Genomic DNA, 19,831 nt, shown 5'->3' with positions numbered 1-19,831 from the left:
CCTTGGTCCTCAGAGGACCGAGTCGTCTCAACGGAAGCGCATGGCTGCTCGCGCGTGGCGGTCCCGCGGGTACGGTGTCGGGCGGGCAGCTCGGCGCATCGCAGGGCGGCTTGCGACTGGCCTATGCGCTTGGCAGCCGTCGCAAGGTCGCGCTGGTGGCGCGCGTCGCCACGCCGCTCAAAGGTGCCGGACGGGAGGCCGCGCTCGGGATCGAATGGCAACCAACGCGGTTACCGATCCGCCTCGTCGCCGAGCAGCGATTCGCGCTCGATGGCGGCCGCGGCGGACCGACGGTGGGCGTCATCGCCGGCTATGGTCCCGCCGAGGTCGCGCCGGGTATCCGCCTGGAAGCGTACGGCCAGGCCGGCGGGATTGCGCGTGACGGGATCGAAGGTTTCGTCGACGCCTCCGCACGACTCACGCATCCGCTGGGAAAGCTTGCCGGCGCGACCATAGACATCGGCGTCGGCGCGTGGGGAAGCGCGCAACGCGACGCCGAACGCTTCGATGTCGGGCCGTCGATTGTCGCAACGTTGCCCGTCGCGCGCAAGACGATCCGCCTGACGCTAGACTGGCGCGAACGCATCGCCGGCGGCGCGCGTCCGGGCTCTGGACCGGCCCTGTCGATCGGCAGCGACTTCTAAGCGGTCGAGCCTAGCCCCGCCCGCGCAATCCGGTGTAACGCTGCGGTCGTGGATCTGTATCTCCCCGTCGCCAACCTGTCGGTCAACGCGCTCGTCATCATCCTGCTCGGCGGGGGCGTCGGGCTGTTGTCGGGCATGTTCGGCGTCGGCGGCGGCTTCCTGACGACGCCGTTGCTGATCGTCTACGGCATCCCGCCGACCGTCGCCGCCGCCTCGTCCGCCAGCCAGGTGACCGGCGCCAGCGTCTCCGGCGTGTTCGCGCATTTCCGGCGCAAGGGCGTCGATACCAAGATGGGCGGGGTGCTCGTCGCAGGTGGCATCCTCGGCTCGTTCTTCGGGGCATGGCTGTTCCGGCTGCTCCAGCAGAGCGGCCAGATCGATACGGTGATCGCGATCGTCTACGTGATCATGCTCGGCTCGATCGGCGGCCTGATGGCGAAGGAATCGATCGGCACGATCGGCCGCGCGCGGACCGGGCGGCCTCCGAAGGCACGCAAACGCCGCCATCACCCGCTCGTCGCTGCCCTCCCGCTCAGGACGCGCTTCTATGCTTCGGGGCTTTACATCTCACCGCTCGCGCCGCTGTTGCTCGGCTTCTTCACCGGCATCTTGACCATCCTGCTCGGCATCGGCGGTGGCTTCATCCTCGTCCCGGCGATGATCTACCTGCTGGGCATGGCGACGTCGGTGGTGGTCGGCACGTCGTTGTTCCAGACGCTGTTCGTGACTGCGGTCGCGACGATGGTCCACGCGACCACCACCAAGGCGGTCGACATCGTGCTCGCCGCACTGCTCCTGCTCGGCTCGGTCGTGGGGGCGCAGGTCGGCGCGCGGTTCGCGACCAAGTTCCGCCCTGAATATCTCCGTCTCGGACTTGCGGTCATGGTGCTGCTGGTCGGCGCACGCATCCTGCTGGGCTTGGTCTGGCGCCCCGAGGAGATCTTCTCGGTCGCGCTGTCGTGAAGCCGGGCTGGCTATTTCTGCTCGCGCCATTGCTAATGGCGCAGGCCAAGCCCGTGCTCGTCCCCGACGTGTCGCAGCGCAATATCGAGATCGCGTACAGCTTCACCGGCGCCGAGCTGCTGCTGTTCGGTGCGATCCTCTATCCCGGCGGGCGCCTGCCGACCGGTGAGCAACCCACCGACATCGTCGTCGTCGTGAAGGGTCCGACCCAGTCGATCCTGATGCGCGAGAAGGAGAAGGTCGCCGGCATCTGGGTCAACGCCGCGCGCCTCAGATACCGCTCCGCCCCCAGTTTCTACGCGATCGCCTCGTCCAAGCCGATCGACCGCCTCGTCGACGACCGGACGCGCGCGATCTACGAACTCGGGCTCGACAGCCTGCAATTGTCGCCGGCGTCGAGCGCACCGGCGCCGATCCAGGACCGCTTCCAGAAGGGGCTGGTCGACCTCAAGCGCCGCGCCGGCCTGTATTACGAGGCGCCGCGCGCGGTCGAGATCACCGACGGCGTGCTCTATCGTGCGCGCGTATCCATTCCCGCCCGCGTGCCCGTCGGCCGGTTTACCGCGGAGACGTTTCTGATCCGCGACGGCCGCGTTCTGGCAGCCGCAGTACGCGACATCGACATTCGCAAATCGGGCTTCGAGCGATTCGTCGCGCGCGCCGCGGATCGTTCTTCGGTGACCTACGGGCTGGTCGCGGTCGCGCTGTCGGTGTTCCTCGGCTGGGCGGCAGGCTGGATCGCGCGCCGGGTCTAGCGCGTCGCGGCGACTAAACGCGGTGGTTTTCTCAGCAAGTTCAACACCGTCGTCATCGGATATTTACAATTATCGCGGCAGGGTCGGTCCGAAATGACTGGAGACTTTGCGGCGATGAGCGACATGCCGGGACCTGGCGCATTCTTGCGCGCGGCACCCCTGACGGGCGGATTCGCTGGCACCAGCGCTGCGGCGGCACCCGTGGGCGTCGTCTTCGCGATCGCCGGATCGAGCAGCCGTATCCTGCTCGATCGCGCTGCGATCGCGGTGCTGCATGACGATTCCGATCCGGTCGTCGCAGCGGCCGGACAAGTCGGCAGCCAGATCAAGATGCGCGTCGGCGCGACGTGGCTGGTCGCCAATATCCGCTCGCTCAAGCTGGAGGATGCCGCCGGCACCTGCGTCGCGGCGGAGATCGACTATCTCGGCGAAGGCGACGAAGAGCAACTCACCGGCAAGCTGTATCGATTCCGCCGCGGCGTCACGCGCTATCCGATGCCCGGCTGCGAGGTGTTCCCGATCACCACGGCCGACCTGCAACAGGTCTATGCCGCCGACGACCGCGCGAACATCACGATCGGTACGGTCTATCCGACCGCAGATATCCCCGCCGCGCTGTACGTCGATGCGATGCTCGGCAAGCATTTCGCGCTCGTCGGTTCGACCGGCACCGGCAAGTCGACCAGCGCCGCGTTGATCCTGCACCGCATCTGCGAACTCGCGCCGCAGGGCCATATCGTGATGATCGATCCGCACGGCGAATACGCCGCGGCGTTCAAATCGAATGGGGCGATCTACGACGTTTCGAACCTGCAGATGCCGTATTGGCTGATGAACTTCGAGGAGCATTGCGAGGTCTTCCTCACCAGCAGCGGCTCCGCGCGACAGTTCGATGCCGACATCCTCGCTAAATGCCTGCTCGCGGCGAAGGCGAAAAGCCGACTCGGGCAGGAGATCGCCAAGCTCACAGTCGACGCGCCGATCCCGTATATGCTCAGCGACCTGACGACGATCATCAGCGCCGAGATGGGCAAGATGGACCGCGCCGGCGACACCGCGCCCTATCTGCGGCTCAAGTCCAAAATCGACGAGATCAAGGCCGATCCGCGCTACGGCTTCATGTTCTCCGGCATGCTGGTGGCGGACACGATGGCGAGCTTCCTCGCGCGCATCTTCCGCCTGCCCGGCGACGGCAAGCCGATCTCGATCATCGACGTCTCTGGCGTACCGTCGGATATCACCTCGGTGGTGGTTGCGGTACTCGCGCGGATGACGTTCGACTTCGCGATCTGGTCGCGCAACGAACCGCAGCGGCCGATCCTGCTCGTCTGCGAAGAGGCGCATCGCTACATCCCGGCAGGGCAGGAAGCGAACAGTTCGGTCGGGCGCATCCTCGGCCGAATCGCCAAGGAAGGGCGCAAATATGGCGTGTCGCTGGGCCTGATCACGCAGCGTCCGTCGGATCTCGCGGAGGGTGTGCTGTCGCAATGCGGCACGATCATAGCAATGCGCCTCAACAACGACCGCGACCAGGCCTTCGTCCGCGCGGCGATGCCCGAGGGCGCGCGCGGCTTCCTCGATTCGATCCCCGCGCTACGCAATCGCGAGTGCATCATCTGCGGCGAAGGCGTGACGATCCCGATCCGCGTGAGCTTCGACGGATTGGAGGAGGAGAAACGCCCCGCCTCGGGTGATCCGCTATTCTCCGAACTATGGCGCGACGTCGGCGGTGAGGACCAGATCATCGGCCGCACGATCCAGCGCTGGCGGGCGCAAGGCAAATAGGTGCGATCGGTCAGTGCAGGGATCGACAAGCATAACCCGTCGTTAGCTGTATTCCGGTAAAAGAGGGGGATCTGATCGTGCACGTGATCACATGCCGTTCTTTGCTTTCCGGTCGATCAGGACGGCCTGCTGCCATCGGCTCGGGGCCTTGTCGGTACGGTGAATGCAGCCCGCCCAGCAACAGGGGCGCTTCTTGCCCTCGAACAGCTCCTGACCCGTACGCTCTATGCGGCGCTGGCGCGTTTTCGGCTGTTTCGCGTCCTCTATCCAGCAGATGAACTCGTTCCGGCCGAGCGGCGTCAGCGTCTGCCACAGTGCAAAGAGGCTTGGATCGGAGCAGATCGCCGACTGGAGATCGTCGCTGGCGGTATGGACAGTGCCGTGAAGAAAAGAGTTCGCCACGAGTCCTCCGAGCAATGTCGGCCAATGCAACGGGCCATTCGCGCGAAGAATAGCCGTTCCTCACGTTGATGACGAGCGCACGGTTCGCAATGGGCAACCAACAACAAATTCCGTCGATGCCGCCGTCGCGCACCGCGTCGACGTTCATCAGATGGTTAGGCGCCGACCCGTATTGCCAGCAGCTGAGCGACCCTTGCCTTGAACGCGCGCAGTTTCTCCCCCGACAACTGCGCCACGCTCGCAAACGAGACCGATCGCGGGTTGATGGCCGCGCCGTTCTTCCACACTTCCCAGTGCAGATGCGGGCCGGTCGACATTCCCGTCGAGCCGACATAACCGATCACCTGGCCCTGCCGGACCCGCGTGCCCGATGACACCGCGATCCGGCTCATATGGCCGTATCCGCTCGCCATCCCGCCACCGTGCATCAGTTTGACGAAATTGCCGTAGCCGCCGGTCCGGCCTGCGAACGCCACGATGCCATCGGTCATCGCGTGGATCGGCGATCCGTACGGTGCGCCGATGTCGAGGCCCTTGTGCATCCGCGTGAAGCCCAGCAGCGGGTGGAACCGCATGCCGTAGTTCGACGTGATCCGGCCGGTGACCGGCATGCCAGAAACGGCGCGGCGTTCGGTCTGGCCGTTCGCATCGAACCAGCCGCCGCGACTCGACTCGTCATCGGCATCAACGTTCGTCGCGTCCGGCGCGAACCGCACGAGTTGCACTTTGCGTCGTGCCTGATCGATCCCGGCGAACAGCAGCTCGCCGATCCGGGTCTCACCGGTTGCGGCACGCTCACGCTCCACGATGACGTCGAAGGTGTCCGCCGCCGTCACGTCGCGGCCGATCAAAAGTCGCGTCGAGATCGCCTTGATGAACGACTCTACGGCCTTTCCGGGAACACCGGCGGCACGCGCGGATCGGTATAGGCTGGAGCCGACCAGGCCCTGGATGCGCAACGGCGTCGTATCGACCGCGATCGGCTTGCGGTTCACGGTCAGCCCGCCCGCGCCGCGCGTCAGCGACAGCGCCAGATCGAACCGCGCACGGAAATCGAGCTTGTCCAGCGGCCGCGCGACGGTGCGATCCGGCCGCCGCCCGAGCGTCAGCGCGATCCGCGTGCCCGCCGGAATGGCCCTCGGATCGACCGACTGCGCGACCAGCGCCGCGGCGGCCTCGGCATCGTTCCGACCGACGCCCGCGCGTATCAGCGCCCGGTCGAACGCATCGCCCTGGCCGAGCGTCGCGGACAGTTCGAGCGTCGGCCGTTCGGGCGCATCGGCGAGTGGCGCGACGAGATCGTTCGCCGCCATCCGCCGCCCGGTGGTCGCGCCCTGGCCGAGCGGCGCAATGCCCTGCGCGCGCGTCTCCTCCCACTCGGCGCCGGCCAGTGGCGACGGCACTGCACCGAGCAGCGGCTTGAACCCTGGCGTTAGCATGACGGTCGCGGCACACAGCACGGTGCAGGTCGCGAGCCCGCGCCACCAGTCGCGACTACCGATCCGAGTACCGAGATCGGGCACCCAGTCGATCCGCGAGGGGGCAGCCTCTGGACCAATATCCGGTTGCCGATCGAGCGCGCGACCAAAGCCGCGCGCCCCGCCGCCCGCCAGTTCCAGCGCCTGATCCTTCTGCAAGTACACGCGTGTCCGCCCCGAAATCGTCCGAATGCTCGTGCGCCGTTTCATCCCCAGCGCGAGCGTCGGGTTGTGGCGAGGACATGCTAAAGTCAAATTAACCGGGCCGATTGTTGGGCTTGGCGGCGGCGGGGCGTGCTCGGGTCGGGGCGGGCGAGTTTAGGGACTGATGATCCTGCTTCCCTGTCTGGGTTTTAGAAGGCGTCCGAACTTTATCCACCACCCCGGCGAAGGCCGGGGCACAATAGGGTAGGCCAAGGTGATGAAGCGCGGACCTCCGTTAAGCCTGTTCCCCAATTGGGCCCCGGCCTTCGCCGGGGTGGTTTTAGATTGAGGCGGACACCGAAGCTCGATGATCGAACGAACCCAACATTCACCCCGCCAACACCGCGCAATTCCACCCAGGTCATTGCGCCAGCCCACTTTACCCCCGATGTTGCCCACCATGAGCGACGAAGTCTCCGCTGGCGTGACCGCGATTCTCGGCCCGACCAACACGGGCAAGACGCACCTCGCGATCGAGCGGATGTGCGCGCATTCCAGCGGCATGATCGGTTTCCCGCTGCGCCTACTCGCGCGCGAGGTCTACGACCGCGTCGTTGCCATCAAGGGTGCGAACCGCGTGGCGTTGGTCACGGGCGAAGAGAAGATCGTGCCGCCCGATGCACGCTGGTTCCTGTGTACCGCCGAATCGATGCCCGATCGCGACGTTGCCTTCGTCGGACTGGACGAGGCGCAATTGGGCGCCGACCCGGAGCGCGGGCATGTGTTTACCGACCGCCTGATGCGCGCGCGGGGACGCGAGGAGACGATGATCCTCGGATCCGAGGCGTTGCGGCCGATGATCAAGAAGCTCGTCCCCGGCGCGGAGATCGTCAACCGGCCGCGCTTCTCGACGCTGACCTATGCGGGCGCGAAAAAGATCAGCCGCCTGCCCAAGCGGTCGGCGATCGTCGCGTTCTCGGCGGAGGAAGTGTACGCGGTCGCCGAGATGCTGCGGCGTCTGCGCGGTGGTGCGGCGGTGGTGATGGGGGCGCTGTCGCCGCGCACCCGCAACGCGCAGGTCGCGATGTTTCAGGCAGGCGAGGTCGATTACCTGGTCGCCACCGACGCGATCGGCATGGGTCTCAACATGGACGTCGCGCACGTCGCGTTCGCCAGCCTAAACAAGTTCGACGGCAAGCGTCAGCGTCGCCTCACGGTGGCCGAAATGGCGCAGATCGCCGGCCGTGCGGGGCGACACCAGCGTGATGGCACGTTCGGCGCGCTGTCGGACGACGGCCCCGGCGCGTTCCTGCCCGAGGAAGTGCTGGCGATCGAGGAACACCGGTTTCCGCGGCTGGAAAACCTCTACTGGCGACAGGGCGAACCCGATTACGCGAGCATCGACGCGCTGGTCGCAAGCCTCGAAGCGCGCCCTCCCGCGGGTGTCCTGCGCGCCGCGCCTCAGGCGCTCGATCTCGGCGTGCTGAAGCGGTTGGCCGAGGAGGGCTGGGTCCGCGAGCGGGCGCGGCATCCGGCGATGGTCGCGCGACTGTGGGCTGCTTGCGGGTTGCCCGATTTTCGGAAAGTCGGCCTCGATCCGCATGCGCGGTTCGTATCACGGGTGTTCGGGCACCTCAGCGAGGGGCGCGGGCATATCCCGCACCAGTGGTTCGCGGACGAGATCGCGCGGCTTGATACGGTGGCGGGCGACGTGCCGGTGATCGCCGGGCGGATCGCGGCGACACGGATCTGGGCGTATATCGCGCAGCGCGCCGACTGGCTCGCCGAGCCTACGCTGTGGGCGGCGCGCACGGCGGCGCTCGAAGAACGCCTGTCGGATGCGCTCCATGCTAGCCTGACGCAACGGTTCGTCGACAAGCGCACGACCGCGCTGATGCGTCAGATCGGTGCGGATGCGGGCGCGCTGCCGGTGGTGATCGGCCCCGAGGGCGAGGTGATGGTCGAGGATCATCCGATCGGTCGCCTCGACGGGTTCCGCTTCACCGTCGCGGCGGACGCGCGGGCGAGCGACAAGCGCCTGCTGCTCGCGGCGGCGGAGAAGCGTCTCACCGGCGAGCGGTCGCGGCGCGGGCAATCGCTGGTCGATGCGCCGGACGCCGATATCGCGCTCGACGATGTGGCGCAGATCATCTGGGCGGGTCACCCGGTCGCCAAGCTTGGCGCGGGGCCGTCGTTCGCGCGGCCGAAGCTGATCCTCGACCGATCGCTCGACTGCCTCGACAAGCCCGCGCGCGATCGAATCGAGGCGCGGCTGTCGCTGTGGCTCGGGGTGATGCTCAAGCGGCGGATCGCCGTACTGGTCCACCTCGCCGAACTGAGTCGTGATCCGAATGCCACGCCGGCGTTGCGTGCGGTCGCCAGCGCGATCGAGGAGGCCGGCGGGATCCTGCCGCGGTTGCCGATGCGGCTCGCACTCGACGCCATCGATCCCGAGGAGCGCAAGCGGTTGCGCAAGATCGGGATCACGGTCGGCGCGCTCGACCTGTTCGATGTGCGGTTGCTCAAGCCCGAGTCGGCGCGCTGGCGGCGCATCCTCGCGGCGGCACGCGGTACGACGATAGCCGCCCCGCGAGATGGGGCGACCGTGCTGACGCGTGGCAGCACGGGTGCGGTTCTGGAGGCGGGGTTCCGTCCGCTTGGACTCCAGGCAGTCCGGATCGACCTGATCGAGCGCATCGCACGTGCCGCGCACGACTCGCGGCAGGGTCGTACGCCGTTCGCGCCCGATCCTGCTCTGGCGACTTCGATCGGCGTCGATGCCGCGTCGCTGGAGCGGTTGATGACCGAACTCGGGTTCAAGGCGCTGGCGGGGGACACACCGCGCTGGGTCTGGCGCGGGCGTCCGCCGGCGCGGGCTGTGGCTCCGACGCCGATCGATCCGTCGCGGCAGAACGCCTTTGCCGGGCTGGCCGCACTGGTTCGCCATGGTTGAAGGCGCGATGCGGATCGATCGGTTCCTGTGGTTCGTGCGGCTCGCGAAGACGCGCAGCGCCGCGCAGGCGATCGCCGAGAAGGGGCATCTGCGCATCGATGGTCGTCCGATCGATCGCGCGCATTGCCCGGTTCGGATTGGGAATGTGCTGACGTTTGCAGTGGCCGATCAGGTTCGGGTGATCCGGGTCGAGGCGCTGCCAGCGCGACGGGGGCCGGCGCCCGAGGCGCAAGGATGCTATCAGGATTTGATTGCGGGGAAGACGCCGGCCGGTACCGTCCGTGATCAGGCTTCCGAGTGACCGACGAGGCTCGACACGACCGATCGTCGTCATCCTGACGAACGTCCGGACCCAGAGCCACGAGACGCCATCCTTGGTATCCTGGATCCTGACTTTCGTCAGGATGACGGAAGGGGGTTGGGCAGTGTGAAATCGAAGCGACAAAGCGTGATAACGTCTCGCAGAAGGCTTGCTATGATTGACGCGACCGGCATGCGCGCATAACCGCTGGCACGTTCGTCGCCGGAAAGGAATCCGGCCCAGGAGTTCTGCAATGACCTACGTCGTCACCGATGCCTGCATCCGCTGCAAGTACATGGACTGCGTGGAAGTGTGCCCGGTCGACTGCTTCTACGAAGGCGAGAACATGCTGGTGATCAATCCCAGCGAGTGCATCGACTGCGGCGTGTGCGAGCCGGAATGCCCCGCCGAAGCGATCCTGCCCGACACCGAGAGCGGGCTGGAGCAGTGGCTCGAGCTGAACACGACGTTCTCGGCGCAATGGCCCAACGTCACGCGCAACGACAACCAGACGCCGCCGGACGCCGACGCGATGAAGGGCGTCGAGGGCAAGTTCGACAAGTATTTCTCGCCCGAACCCGGCGCAGGCGACTGAGAAGAGGCGGCGAATCCCGAAAAGGGCAAGCCGCCTGCCACGTTCGGCTGGTAATTTTGTTGCAAAGCTGCTAGATGGGTCCGCGACGGGCGCGATGATTCACGTCATCCGCTTGACGTACAGACCTATCCCTCCCCCGATGCAGCAGCGACGAGTCCTTCGTCGAGGCGTCGCGTGGAGGCCTGATCCGGAAAGGCCCCAAATGGCTGCCAAGGCACTGTCCTTCGATGTCGGTGATTTCGTCGTTTATCCCAAGCACGGAGTCGGCCGTGTGATCGAGCTCCAGCGCTCGGAAATCGCCGGCATGACACTGGAACTCTACGTCCTCCGGTTTGAGAAGGAGCGCATGACGCTCCGCGTTCCGACCAACAAGGCCGAAAGCGTCGGCATGCGCAAGCTGTCGTCGGACAAGACGATGCGCGAGGCGATGGACACGCTCAAGGGCAAGCCCAAGGTCAAGCGCACCATGTGGTCGCGCCGTGCGCAGGAATATGAAGCGAAGATCAACTCGGGCGACCTCGTGTCGATCGCCGAAGTGGTCCGCGATCTGTTCCGTGCCGACGACCAGCCCGAGCAGAGCTATTCCGAGCGCCAGATCTTCGAAGGCGCGACCAGCCGCCTCGCCCGCGAACTGGCGGCGATGGAAGAGCTCGACGAGCCCAAGGCGCAGGAGAAGATCCTCGACATCCTCCGCGCCGCGGCCGCGATTTACAACAAGGACAAGGTGCCGGCATAACCGCCGGGCGCTTTGCCGAGACGAAAGGGCGGTCCTGCGGGGCCGCCCTTTTTCGTTCTGCTGCTTCCTTCCTCAAGATAGGGGGCCGTGCAGCGAGCCAGCGCCAGACAAGTTTCTCATTGCGCCGTCCAGTAGCGGGTGTATTGTGTTAATAATACACAGGAGGATGCGATGAACTTTCTTGCGCTCGGACTGATCATTCCTCTCGCGGCCTGCTCGTTCAGCTGGAACGGCGACAATGAAGGCTCGGGGGCTGCGGCGGCGGGTTCGGGGACCACCCGGACCTTCCAGGTCGCCGGTTTCAACGGCATCGACCTTCGTGGCTCGGACGATGTCGACGTCCGCGTCGGCACCGGCTTCTCGGTTCGCGCCGAGGGGCCGAGCGAACAACTCGATCGTCTGCGCATCGAGCGTGACGGCGATACGCTCAATATCGGTCGCAAGAACGGGGCAAGCTTGGGCTGGAGCAAGGGCGCCAAGGTGAAGGTGTACGTCACCCTGCCACGGCTGACCGACGCGAGCGTTTCGGGATCGGGCAACATGGCCGTGGACCGTGTCGAGGGCGGTGGGTTCGAGGGCGGAATCGCCGGATCGGGCAATCTCGATATCGCCGCGATCAAGGTCGACGTTGCGAAATTCTCGATCGCCGGATCGGGTACCGCGCATGCGAGCGGCACGGCACGCGATCTGAAGGTGGACATCGCAGGCTCGGGTGATCTCGACGGCACGCGATTTGAGGCGCAATCGGCGACCGTCGAGATCGCCGGTTCGGGAAGCGTGCGCGCGGTGGTGAACGGCGCTGCCAAGGTCGCCATGTTGGGCTCGGGTGACGTCGATCTCGGGCCGCAATCCCGCTGTACGATCTCCAAGATGGGTTCGGGGCGGGTCCGCTGCGGGCGGTAAGCCGCCGCCGGACTTGCGCGAGGGTACATAACCGGCGACGTTCGCGGGCATGAGATATCTGCTCGCCGCGTCGCTGATCCTGTCCTCGCCGGCATTCGCCCAGTCTTCCGCGACGAGCCGGACGGTCTCGGTCGGCAGCTTCGATCGCGTGCGGGTCGAGGGGCCGTTCGAGGTCCGCGTCACGATAGGCTCGCCGCGTGCGACCATCACCGGCCCGGGCAGGGGGGACGATGTGGCCGTCCGGGTCGATGGTACCACGCTGTCGGTGCGCAAGGGCACCGGCGGCTGGGGCGAGCAGACGCGCGGCGGCGGCGGGGCGGGGCCGACCGTCGTGACGCTCTCGACACCCGAGCTGACCTCGGCCAGCGTCGCGGCCGGCGGGCGGCTGACGATCGCGAAGATGCGCGGCATGCGCGTCGACGTGACGGTCAGCGGTAACGGGAGCTTGGCCCTCGCGGCGGCCGATACCGATCAGCTGAACGCGACGCTGATCGGCACCGGTCAGATGACGCTCGCCGGCCGCGCGGCGCGCGCGCGCCTCGTGACGAGCGGGCCGGGCGCGATCGACGCATCGGGGCTGGCGGTCAACGACCTGACCGTCCACCTCGACGGTGTCGGCGAGACGAAGGCGGCGGCGCGCTATACCGCGCAGGTGACCAACAGCGGGCTGGGAACGGTAACGATCACCGGCAACGCGAAATGCCGCGTCGATGCAGCGGCCGGTGGGCCGGTGGTGTGTGGGAAGCCGGGGGCGGGAGTCTCTGCTCCGTAGAAGAGGATAGTGTGCTGCTGCCCCATCCACACCGACCTCTCGCGGGCAAAATCGGCATCTGGATCGAGCGAGTTACCCTATCCGTATCGGCTCTCATACCTTCCGAACGTGTATCGTCATTCCCGCGGAGGCGGGAACCCATACTGGCTGACCTTTCACTGAGATCGCTATCCTCTGAGGATACGGATCCCCGCTTGCGCGGGGATGACGATGGAGTTCATCGTCGGGTGGGATGAACCTCGACGAGTTCTGGGCCCCACCCCTTAAATGAGCGCCAATTCCGCCAGCTTGGTCATCAGCGCGGGCGGCATCACGTCCAACCCGGTCGCATCGCCGCCCAGATCGAGCGGCGCATCCGCACCCTCAAGATACCGCCACCCCTGATGCGCACGCTTTGGCCGCGCTTGAACCAGCACCAGCTTCGGATCGATGTGGATCGCGACGCGGCCCTCTTCAGCTTCACCAAATCCGAGGATCGGCGAGCGCGCGATCAGCTGGTGCTTCAGAATCCAGAACATCGAACCCTGACCAGCGACCTCCTCATGCCGCTTGGGCAGATAGCGCGTGGTGAGGAACACCGGCCCCTCTTCGCCACGCAGCCGGAGCCGCTCCGCCAGATGGTTGACGCTTTCCGCGCCGAACGCGACTTTGGTGAGGTGGAGCGGCATAGCGTTGGAAATGGGCGTTAATACCGGACGATCAACCGTGTAGACCCCACAAAGACGCGAGCCCGAGGAACGAGAAGAACCCCATCGTGTCGGTCATCGTCGTCACGAACACAGCCGACGACACCGCAGGGTCGATCCGGAACTTGTCGAGCGTCACCGGTACCAGCACGCCACTCAGCCCCGCCGTGATGTTATTCACCAGCATCGCCGCCGCAATCACCAGCGACAGGTCGGTATTGCGGAAAATAACATACGTCCCAAGTCCGATCAGCGCGCCCAGCATGACGCCATTCGCGGCGGCGATGCGGAATTCGCGGCCGATCATCCGCGCGGTGTTCGAACTCGTCAGCTGGTTGGTCGCCAGCGCGCGCACCACCACGGCGAGCGTCTGCGTGCCGGCATTGCCGCCCATTCCCGACACGATCGGCATCAGCACAGCGAGCAATGCAAAGCTCGCGATCGTTCCCTGGAACAGACCTACGACGGACGACGCGACCATCGCGGTACCGAGATTGACCACCAGCCAAGTGAACCGCGTGCGCACCGTCAGCCGGATCGGCTCGTTGATGTCGCCATCGCCGGCGCCTGCCAGACGCAGCGTATCCTCACCCGCCTCCTCGGAGATGATGTGGACGATATCGTCGACCGTGATCATCCCGACCAACCGGCCGCCATGATCGACCACCGCAGCCGAGATCAGCGCGTATTTCTGGAAGCGGAGCGCGACTTCCTCCTGGTCCATGTCGACCGGGATCAGCGTCTGCTCGCGCTTCATCACGTCGGCGATCGCGATCCCGCGGGGGGTGCGCAGCATCCACGACAGCTGGCATGTGCCGATCGGCTTGTGCGCAGGGTCGACGACGAAGATTTCCCAGAAATCGGTCGTCAGTTCCTCGTGGCCGCGCAGATAATCGATCGCATCGCCGACGGTCCAATGCTCGGGCACCGCGATCAGCTCGCGCTGCATCAGGCGACCGGCGGACTCCTCGGCGTAGCTCAGCGCCTCCTCGATCGCCGCGCGATCGTCGGGATCGAGCGCACGCAACACCGCGCGTTGCTCGTCCTCGTCCATGTCCTCGATGATCGCGACCGCATCGTCGGTATCGAGTTCGGACGCGAGATCGGCGACTTGGTGCGGTTCGAGCGCGTCGATCAGATCCTCGCGGACGTAATCGTTCATCTCGGCGAACACGTCGCCGTCGAGCAGGTCGGTGACGGCACGCGCCAGCGCCGCGCGATCCTGTTGCGGGGTCAGCTCGAACAGATCGGCGATGTCGGCCGGGTGCAACGGCTCGACCAGCGTACGCGCCGCCTCGTCGTTGCCGTCCTCGACCGCATCGAGCACCGCCCGCACGAATTCCGGCCGCAGATGGTCGTCGCGATCGAGCTGGTTTTCGGGCTGGGTGTCGGTTTCGACCTCGGGAAGCTCGAGTTCGCTCATGGCTGCCTCCCTTAAAAGATGCGCGGTTGGGCCCTAACGCGGTGCGCGTGCATTTGCCAGTCGGAGTGCGGCTCCCTATCTGCCGCGCATCAATTCAGGAGAACATGAATGGCTGACACCCCCGAAACGCTGACGCTGACCCTCGATGGCGGCGACGTCACGATCAAGTTGCGCCCCGATCTGGCGCCCAAGCACGTCGAGCGGATCGTCGAGCTGGCGAACGAAGGCTTTTACGACGGCGTACCTTTCCACCGCGTGATCCCGGGCTTTATGGCGCAGGGCGGTGACGGTGGTCGCGGCGACGGCACCGGTGGGTCGAGCAAGCCCAACCTCAAGGCGGAATTCTCGGCCGAGCCGCACGTCCGCGGCGTGTGCTCGATGGCACGCACGAACCAGCCCGACACGGCGAACTCGCAGTTCTTCATCGTGTTCGACGACGCGCGCTTCCTCGACAAGCAGTACACCGTCTGGGGCGAAGTCACCGACGGCATGGACCTGATCGACGCGCTGCCAAAGGGCGAGCCGCCGCGTACGCCGGGCAAGATCGTCAAGGCACGCGCTGCGTAAGCTGAATTCCCCTCCCGCTTGCGGGAGGGGCTACGGGAGGGCGCGACGTACGTACCGGCGCCCGGTGCGCGAGGCACGCCCCCCCCCGACCCCTCCCGCAAGCGGGAGGGGAGTAGCGCTCAGACCTCCGCCACCGTCCGTATCAGCCAGTCGTGGAACAGCTTGACCGGCTTGGTCTGCAACGCCCGCGGGCGGCATACGAACCAGTAGCTGTACGGGCTCTCCACCTCGATATCGAACAACCGTACCAGTCGCGGATCGTTCGCATCCTCGAAGTGGCTCGCATGCATGAACGCGACGCCGAGCCCCTGCGCGGCTGCCTCCAGCATCAGCGCCCCCGAATCAAAATGATCGATCGCTAGAGGCTCGATATCGTCGAGCCCCGCCGCCGTCCGCCATGCCGTGAACGTATCCGTCATGTCGCGGTGCACCAGCGCCGTCAGCGTCGAGAGCTGTTCGGGCCGCGTGACCGGGTCCGCGCGCTCCAGCAAACTCCGCGCACCGATCACATAGACCGAGTTCCGATCAAGCCGCCGCGCGTAGAACGACGGATCGATCTCGCGTGACAGCGCGATCACCGCGTCGAGCCCATCGCCGAGCCGCGACACCAGATGCGCCGCGGTATCGATATCGAGGTGCAGTTCGGGGTGCGACGTGCGTAGCTCGCCCAGACGTGGAAACAGCTTCTGCGACGCATAGAGCGGCAGGATTCCAAGACGCAACCGCAGCACTTCGGTCGTGCTGGTCAGCGATTCGACCGCGTCCGACAGCGAATCGAGCACCGGTGCGATCTGCGCCAGCAATCGTTCGCCATCCGCATTCAGCACCATCGCCTGATGCCGCCGCGCAAACAGCGGCTTGGCGATGAACCGTTCCAGGCTTTGCACGCGCCGGCTGAGCGCAGGTGCGGACAGCGCCAGATCCTCGGCCGCGGCCTTGATCGACCCCAGCCGCGCGACCTGCACGAACGCCTCGATAGCCCCCAATGGCGGCAGCCTGCGCATGATTCCTCTTTCGACTCGACGAGTGTGACAATGGCCGCTGGACGCATTCATGCATGCGATTGCAGTTAGCGCAATCGTAGCTGATCCCTTCGCACTTGCAACACGAACCGTCTCGACGCAAAAAGACCTCGCCTTTCAGGCATCCTCTCCTAAAAACTTTCACGGGCTGGCCTTCATTGGCCGGCCCTTTTTTTGTGTTTTCAACCCCTGACAAGGCTGGAACCGGCCCCCTATCTCGGACGCTACGAGATCGAATGGAGTCGACATGGCCGATAGCGAAATCCCCACGCGCAAAATCCAGGTCGCCAACGCGCGTCCCGAAGACAGCGGCCGCGGCCTGGCGCACCTCCCGCGCGCGTTGATGGCGACGCTCGGTATCGGCGAGGGCGATGTCATCGAGATCCTCGGCAAGCAGAACACGCCTGCGCGCGCCGTCGGCCCGTATCCGGAGGACGAGGGTCTCGACATCCTCCGCCTCGACGGTCTCCAGCGGGCCAATGCCGGCGTCGGCTCGGGCGATTACGTCGAGGTGCGCAAGGCCGAATCGAAGCCGGCGACGCGCGTCGTGTTTGCGCCGGCGCAGCAGAATCTCCGCCTGCAGGGTTCCACCAACGCGCTCAAGCGCACGTTCCTGGGCCGGCCGATCTGCCAGGGTGATATCGTCGCGACCGCGGGGCATCAGCGCGTCGGCAACATGCCGCCGGGCGTCCAGCAGTTCATGAACGCGCCGGCGTACGCGCTCCAGGAAATCCGCCTCGCGGTGATCGCCGCCAGCCCCAAGGGCGTGGTGCACATCGACGAGAATACCGAGATCGAACTGCGCTCCGAATACGAGGAACCACAGGCCGCACGCCGCGCCGACGTCACCTACGACGACATCGGTGGCATGGCGCAGACGATCGACCAGTTGCGCGAGATGGTCGAACTGCCGCTCCGCTACCCCGAACTGTTCCAGCGGCTCGGCGTTGATCCACCCAAGGGCGTATTGCTGCACGGTCCTCCCGGCACCGGCAAGACGCGCCTCGCGCGCGCCGTCGCCAACGAATCCGATGCTCAGTTCTTCCTGATCAACGGCCCCGAGATCATGGGTTCGGCCTATGGCGAGTCCGAGTCGCGCCTGCGCGAGGTCTTCGAGGAAGCGGCGAAGGCAGCGCCTTCGATCGTGTTCATCGACGAGATCGATTCGATCGCGCCAAAGCGTGGCCAAGTGTCGGGGGAGGCGGAAAAGCGTCTCGTCGCGCAGTTGCTGACGCTGATGGACGGCATCGAATCGCGCGCGAACCTCGTCGTTATCGCCGCCACCAACCGTCCCGAGGCGATCGATGAAGCGCTGCGTCGTCCGGGCAGGTTCGACCGCGAGATCGTCGTCGGCGTGCCGGACGAACGTGGCCGTCGCGAGATCCTCGGCATCCACACGCGTGGCATGCCGCTCGGCGACCGGGTGGATCTCGACGAGCTGTCGCGCACCACCTACGGCTTCGTCGGTGCAGATCTCGCCGCACTGACCCGCGAGGCGGCGATCGAGGCGGTCCGCCGGATCATGCCGAAGCTCAACCTCGAGGAGCGGACGATCCCGCCCGAAGTGCTCGACGAATTGTCGGTCACGCGCGAGGATTTCCTGGGTGCGCTCAAGCGCGTCCAGCCATCGGCGATGCGCGAAGTCATGGTGCAGGCGCCGACCGTACGCTGGGCCGACGTCGGCGGTCTCGACGATGCGCAGATGCGGCTGAAGGAGGGTGTTGAACTCCCGCTCAAGAACCCCGACGCGTTTCGCCGCCTCGGCATCCGGCCGGCCAAGGGCTTCCTGCTCTACGGCCCGCCCGGCACCGGCAAGACGTTGCTGGCAAAGGCGGTCGCGCGCGAGGCGGAGGCGAACTTCATCGCCACCAAATCGTCAGACCTGCTGAGCAAATGGTATGGCGAAAGCGAACAGCAGATCGCCCGCCTCTTCCAGCGCGCGCGTCAGGTCGCGCCGTGCGTGATCTTCATCGATGAGCTCGATTCACTGGTGCCCGCACGGGGCAGCGGTGCTGGCGAGCCGCAGGTGACCGAGCGCGTCGTCAACACGATCCTCGCCGAGATGGACGGGCTGGAGGAGTTGCAATCGGTCGTCGTGATCGGCGCGACCAATCGGCCCAACCTGATCGACCCGGCGTTGCTGCGCCCGGGGCGGTTCGACGAACTCGTCTACGTCGGCGTCCCCGACAAGGCCGGTCGCCGCCGCATCCTCGGCATCCAAACGCAGAAGATGCCGCTCGCGTCCGACGTCGATCTCGACCGTCTCGCGGACCGCACCGACCGTTTCTCGGGTGCAGACCTCGAGGACGTCGTCCGCCGCGCCGGCTTGGTGGCGTTGCGCCGCTCGATCGACTCGACCGACGTGACGATGGCCGACTTCGAAGGCGCGCTGAAGGAGTCGCGCGCTAGCGTCACCCCGGAGACGGAACGCGAATACGAACAGATGGCCGCCCGCCTGAAGCAGGACGCGACGGCCATCCAGCCCCTGGGCTTCGCGTTCCCAAACAAGGCGGACGACTGACCCTTACTTCCCACCCGGTTCCCGTCGGGTGGGAAGATGAGCGATCTTGCCACCGGATCATCGTTGCACGCAGCATGGCCATGTTGTACCATTTGGTACAAGTTGATCGATAGGTGCCGCCATGTCCCGACCGCCACTGCCTCCATTCACGCATGAGACCGCCGCGCAGAAGGCGCGCATGGCAGAGGACGCGTGGAACAGTCGCGATCCGGACAAGGTGTCGCTGGCCTACACGCCCAACAGCGTCTGGCGGAACCGGGCCGAATTCTTGACCGGGCGCGACGCGATCGTCGCCTTCCTGACGCGCAAATGGGCAGCGGAACTCGACTATCGCCTCATCAAGGAAGTCTGGGCGCATGACGGCAACAGGATCGCGGTGCGGTTCGCCTATGAATGGCGCAACGACGCCGGCGACTGGTTCCGCTCCTATGGCAACGAGAATTGGGAGTTTGACGATGCCGGGCTGATGGCGCGCCGCATCGCCTCGATCAACGACTGCGCGATCGCGGAAGGCGACCGCAAGTTCCATTGGCCGCTCGGCCGTCGCCCCGACGATCATCCCTCGCTAAGCGACCTCGGCCTCTGACCGCGAAACGCATCCTGACCGATCGCGCCGACGCCCTTCCGGCACTGGCCGAGGCGTTTCGCGAACATGGCTTCGAGGGCGCCAGTCTGGCGACGCTTTCGAAGGCGACCGGGCTCGGCAAGGGCAGCCTCTACAACTTCTTTCCCGGCGGGAAGGTGGAGATGATGGACGCCGTCCTCGCCGAGATAGACGATTGGTTCGCCATGACGATCTTCGTGCCGCTGGAGCAGGCGGCTGACCCGGCATCGGCAATCGGCGCCATGATCGAGGACGTGACGGCGTATTTCCAGTCCGGGGGGAGGGTCTGCCTCGTCGGCTGGCTCGGTTTGGGCGCCTCCGGTGACGTTTTCGCAGTCCGGATCAGCGGGTATTTCTCCCGCTGGATATCGGCCTTGGCGCACTGCCTCGAAGCGAGCGCTCTTCCGTCATCGCTAGCCCTGCGCCTCGCCGAAGAGACGGTTGCAGGGATTCAGGGCGCGATCGTCCTGGCGCGCGCTTTGCGTGAGGAGGCCGCGTTCGTGCGGATCGTCCGTCGGCTGGAAGGGATTTTGCTCGACGCAGTGGCATGTCATGGCAGGTCCGATGCGTAACCGGC

General features: G+C 66.1%; 19 protein-coding genes. 14 read left to right on the top strand and 5 right to left on the bottom strand.

Annotated elements, in window-relative coordinates; genetic code table 11:
- Window positions 1-2 precede the first annotated feature (2 nt).
- From ASE82_RS20120 to ASE82_RS13205, 4 genes are all read left to right on the top strand, one after another.
- Window positions 3-644: a hypothetical protein gene (locus ASE82_RS20120; protein WP_235524703.1), complete on the top strand. Its 642-nt coding sequence runs from the start codon at window positions 3-5 to the stop codon at window positions 642-644.
- Window positions 645-692: 48 nt separating this feature from the next.
- Window positions 693-1,607 carry a sulfite exporter TauE/SafE family protein gene (locus ASE82_RS13215; protein ID WP_056064073.1) on the top strand — a complete coding sequence of 305 codons (915 nt, stop codon included), beginning with the start codon at window positions 693-695 and terminating at the stop codon, window positions 1,605-1,607.
- 35 nt (window positions 1,608-1,642) lie between these two features.
- Window positions 1,643-2,362: a TIGR02186 family protein gene (locus ASE82_RS13210; protein ID WP_056064071.1), complete on the top strand. Its 720-nt coding sequence runs from the start codon at window positions 1,643-1,645 to the stop codon at window positions 2,360-2,362.
- 114 nt (window positions 2,363-2,476) lie between these two features.
- Window positions 2,477-4,147 (top strand): ATP-binding protein, encoded by a 1,671-nt coding sequence (locus tag ASE82_RS13205; RefSeq protein ID WP_056064068.1) that lies wholly within the window; start codon window positions 2,477-2,479, stop codon window positions 4,145-4,147.
- Window positions 4,148-4,234: 87 nt separating this feature from the next.
- Here ASE82_RS13205 and ASE82_RS13200 read toward each other — a convergent pair whose 3' ends face one another.
- Entirely contained in the window at window positions 4,235-4,549 is a 315-nt protein-coding gene (locus ASE82_RS13200; RefSeq protein WP_056064065.1) for a YdeI/OmpD-associated family protein, read from the bottom strand.
- Window positions 4,550-4,704: 155 nt separating this feature from the next.
- Window positions 4,705-6,237: a M23 family metallopeptidase gene (locus ASE82_RS13195; RefSeq protein WP_235524702.1), complete on the bottom strand. Its 1,533-nt coding sequence runs from the start codon at window positions 6,235-6,237 to the stop codon at window positions 4,705-4,707.
- A gap of 394 nt (window positions 6,238-6,631) precedes the next feature.
- Between ASE82_RS13195 and ASE82_RS13190 the strand changes: the two genes are divergently transcribed.
- From ASE82_RS13190 to ASE82_RS13165, 6 genes are all read left to right on the top strand, one after another.
- On the top strand, window positions 6,632-9,124 hold the full coding sequence (locus ASE82_RS13190; protein ID WP_056064058.1) for a helicase-related protein: 2,493 nt from the start codon (window positions 6,632-6,634) through the stop codon (window positions 9,122-9,124).
- Window positions 9,125-9,131: 7 nt separating this feature from the next.
- Window positions 9,132-9,425, top strand: coding sequence for an RNA-binding S4 domain-containing protein (locus ASE82_RS13185; protein WP_082441528.1), 294 nt, complete (start codon window positions 9,132-9,134; stop codon window positions 9,423-9,425).
- A gap of 253 nt (window positions 9,426-9,678) precedes the next feature.
- A complete protein-coding gene (fdxA, locus tag ASE82_RS13180; RefSeq protein WP_031393648.1) occupies window positions 9,679-10,020 on the top strand; it encodes a ferredoxin FdxA in 342 nt (113 codons plus the stop codon).
- A 202-nt stretch (window positions 10,021-10,222) separates the two neighbouring features.
- Window positions 10,223-10,756, top strand: coding sequence for a CarD family transcriptional regulator (locus ASE82_RS13175; protein WP_056053923.1), 534 nt, complete (start codon window positions 10,223-10,225; stop codon window positions 10,754-10,756).
- Window positions 10,757-10,927: 171 nt separating this feature from the next.
- Complete coding sequence (locus ASE82_RS13170) at window positions 10,928-11,659, top strand: head GIN domain-containing protein (RefSeq protein WP_056064051.1); 732 nt, start codon at window positions 10,928-10,930, stop codon at window positions 11,657-11,659.
- 49 nt (window positions 11,660-11,708) lie between these two features.
- Entirely contained in the window at window positions 11,709-12,431 is a 723-nt protein-coding gene (locus ASE82_RS13165) for a GIN domain-containing protein (protein ID WP_056064048.1), read from the top strand.
- Between the two features lie 263 nt (window positions 12,432-12,694).
- On the opposite strand, the gene ASE82_RS13160 is transcribed toward ASE82_RS13165, so the two are convergent.
- Window positions 12,695-13,099 carry a DUF1489 family protein gene (locus ASE82_RS13160; protein ID WP_056064045.1) on the bottom strand — a complete coding sequence of 135 codons (405 nt, stop codon included), beginning with the start codon at window positions 13,097-13,099 and terminating at the stop codon, window positions 12,695-12,697.
- Between the two features lie 31 nt (window positions 13,100-13,130).
- Window positions 13,131-14,540, bottom strand: a complete 1,410-nt coding sequence (mgtE, locus tag ASE82_RS13155; RefSeq protein ID WP_056064042.1) for a magnesium transporter — start codon at window positions 14,538-14,540, stop codon at window positions 13,131-13,133.
- Window positions 14,541-14,648: 108 nt separating this feature from the next.
- Here mgtE and ASE82_RS13150 point away from each other — a divergent pair, with 108 nt between their 5' ends.
- Window positions 14,649-15,107 carry a peptidylprolyl isomerase gene (locus ASE82_RS13150; RefSeq protein WP_056064039.1) on the top strand — a complete coding sequence of 153 codons (459 nt, stop codon included), beginning with the start codon at window positions 14,649-14,651 and terminating at the stop codon, window positions 15,105-15,107.
- A gap of 119 nt (window positions 15,108-15,226) precedes the next feature.
- Here ASE82_RS13150 and ASE82_RS13145 read toward each other — a convergent pair whose 3' ends face one another.
- Window positions 15,227-16,111: a LysR substrate-binding domain-containing protein gene (locus ASE82_RS13145; RefSeq protein WP_056064036.1), complete on the bottom strand. Its 885-nt coding sequence runs from the start codon at window positions 16,109-16,111 to the stop codon at window positions 15,227-15,229.
- Between the two features lie 265 nt (window positions 16,112-16,376).
- Between ASE82_RS13145 and ASE82_RS13140 the strand changes: the two genes are divergently transcribed.
- The 3 genes from ASE82_RS13140 (at window position 16,377) to ASE82_RS13130 (ending at window position 19,826) form a co-directional block, all read left to right on the top strand.
- Window positions 16,377-18,650 (top strand): CDC48 family AAA ATPase, encoded by a 2,274-nt coding sequence (locus ASE82_RS13140; protein ID WP_056064033.1) that lies wholly within the window; start codon window positions 16,377-16,379, stop codon window positions 18,648-18,650.
- Window positions 18,651-18,771: 121 nt separating this feature from the next.
- Window positions 18,772-19,236: a nuclear transport factor 2 family protein gene (locus tag ASE82_RS13135; protein WP_056064030.1), complete on the top strand. Its 465-nt coding sequence runs from the start codon at window positions 18,772-18,774 to the stop codon at window positions 19,234-19,236.
- Complete coding sequence (locus tag ASE82_RS13130) at window positions 19,179-19,826, top strand: TetR/AcrR family transcriptional regulator (protein ID WP_235524701.1); 648 nt, start codon at window positions 19,179-19,181, stop codon at window positions 19,824-19,826. Before ASE82_RS13135 ends, ASE82_RS13130 begins: the two co-directional genes overlap by 58 nt.
- Window positions 19,827-19,831: the final 5 nt, after the last annotated feature.

The sequence above is a fragment of the Sphingomonas sp. Leaf230 genome (assembly GCF_001421745.1).
In the GTDB taxonomy this organism is placed as follows: Bacteria; Pseudomonadota; Alphaproteobacteria; order Sphingomonadales; family Sphingomonadaceae; genus Sphingomonas.
Note: the sequence above shows the minus strand (reverse complement) of the source record. Positions and strands in the feature narration are given on the sequence as shown.

Bases quoted from the DNA above. Each gene is read 5' to 3' on its own strand.
- ASE82_RS13210 (WP_056064071.1), top strand. From the start codon at position 1,643: ATGGCGCAGGCCAAGCCCGTGCTCGTCCCCGACGTGTCGCAGCGCAAT.
- ASE82_RS13205 (WP_056064068.1), top strand. From the start codon at position 2,477: ATGAGCGACATGCCGGGACCTGGCGCATTCTTGCGCGCGGCACCCCTG.
- ASE82_RS13195 (WP_235524702.1), bottom strand. From the start codon at position 6,237: ATGAAACGGCGCACGAGCATTCGGACGATTTCGGGGCGGACACGCGTG.
- ASE82_RS13190 (WP_056064058.1), top strand. From the start codon at position 6,632: ATGAGCGACGAAGTCTCCGCTGGCGTGACCGCGATTCTCGGCCCGACC.
- ASE82_RS13185 (WP_082441528.1), top strand. From the start codon at position 9,132: ATGCGGATCGATCGGTTCCTGTGGTTCGTGCGGCTCGCGAAGACGCGC.
- fdxA (WP_031393648.1), top strand. From the start codon at position 9,679: ATGACCTACGTCGTCACCGATGCCTGCATCCGCTGCAAGTACATGGAC.
- ASE82_RS13175 (WP_056053923.1), top strand. From the start codon at position 10,223: ATGGCTGCCAAGGCACTGTCCTTCGATGTCGGTGATTTCGTCGTTTAT.
- ASE82_RS13170 (WP_056064051.1), top strand. From the start codon at position 10,928: ATGAACTTTCTTGCGCTCGGACTGATCATTCCTCTCGCGGCCTGCTCG.
- ASE82_RS13165 (WP_056064048.1), top strand. From the start codon at position 11,709: ATGAGATATCTGCTCGCCGCGTCGCTGATCCTGTCCTCGCCGGCATTC.
- ASE82_RS13160 (WP_056064045.1), bottom strand. From the start codon at position 13,099: ATGCCGCTCCACCTCACCAAAGTCGCGTTCGGCGCGGAAAGCGTCAAC.
- mgtE (WP_056064042.1), bottom strand. From the start codon at position 14,540: ATGAGCGAACTCGAGCTTCCCGAGGTCGAAACCGACACCCAGCCCGAA.
- ASE82_RS13150 (WP_056064039.1), top strand. From the start codon at position 14,649: ATGGCTGACACCCCCGAAACGCTGACGCTGACCCTCGATGGCGGCGAC.
- ASE82_RS13145 (WP_056064036.1), bottom strand. From the start codon at position 16,111: ATGCGCAGGCTGCCGCCATTGGGGGCTATCGAGGCGTTCGTGCAGGTC.
- ASE82_RS13140 (WP_056064033.1), top strand. From the start codon at position 16,377: ATGGCCGATAGCGAAATCCCCACGCGCAAAATCCAGGTCGCCAACGCG.
- ASE82_RS13135 (WP_056064030.1), top strand. From the start codon at position 18,772: ATGTCCCGACCGCCACTGCCTCCATTCACGCATGAGACCGCCGCGCAG.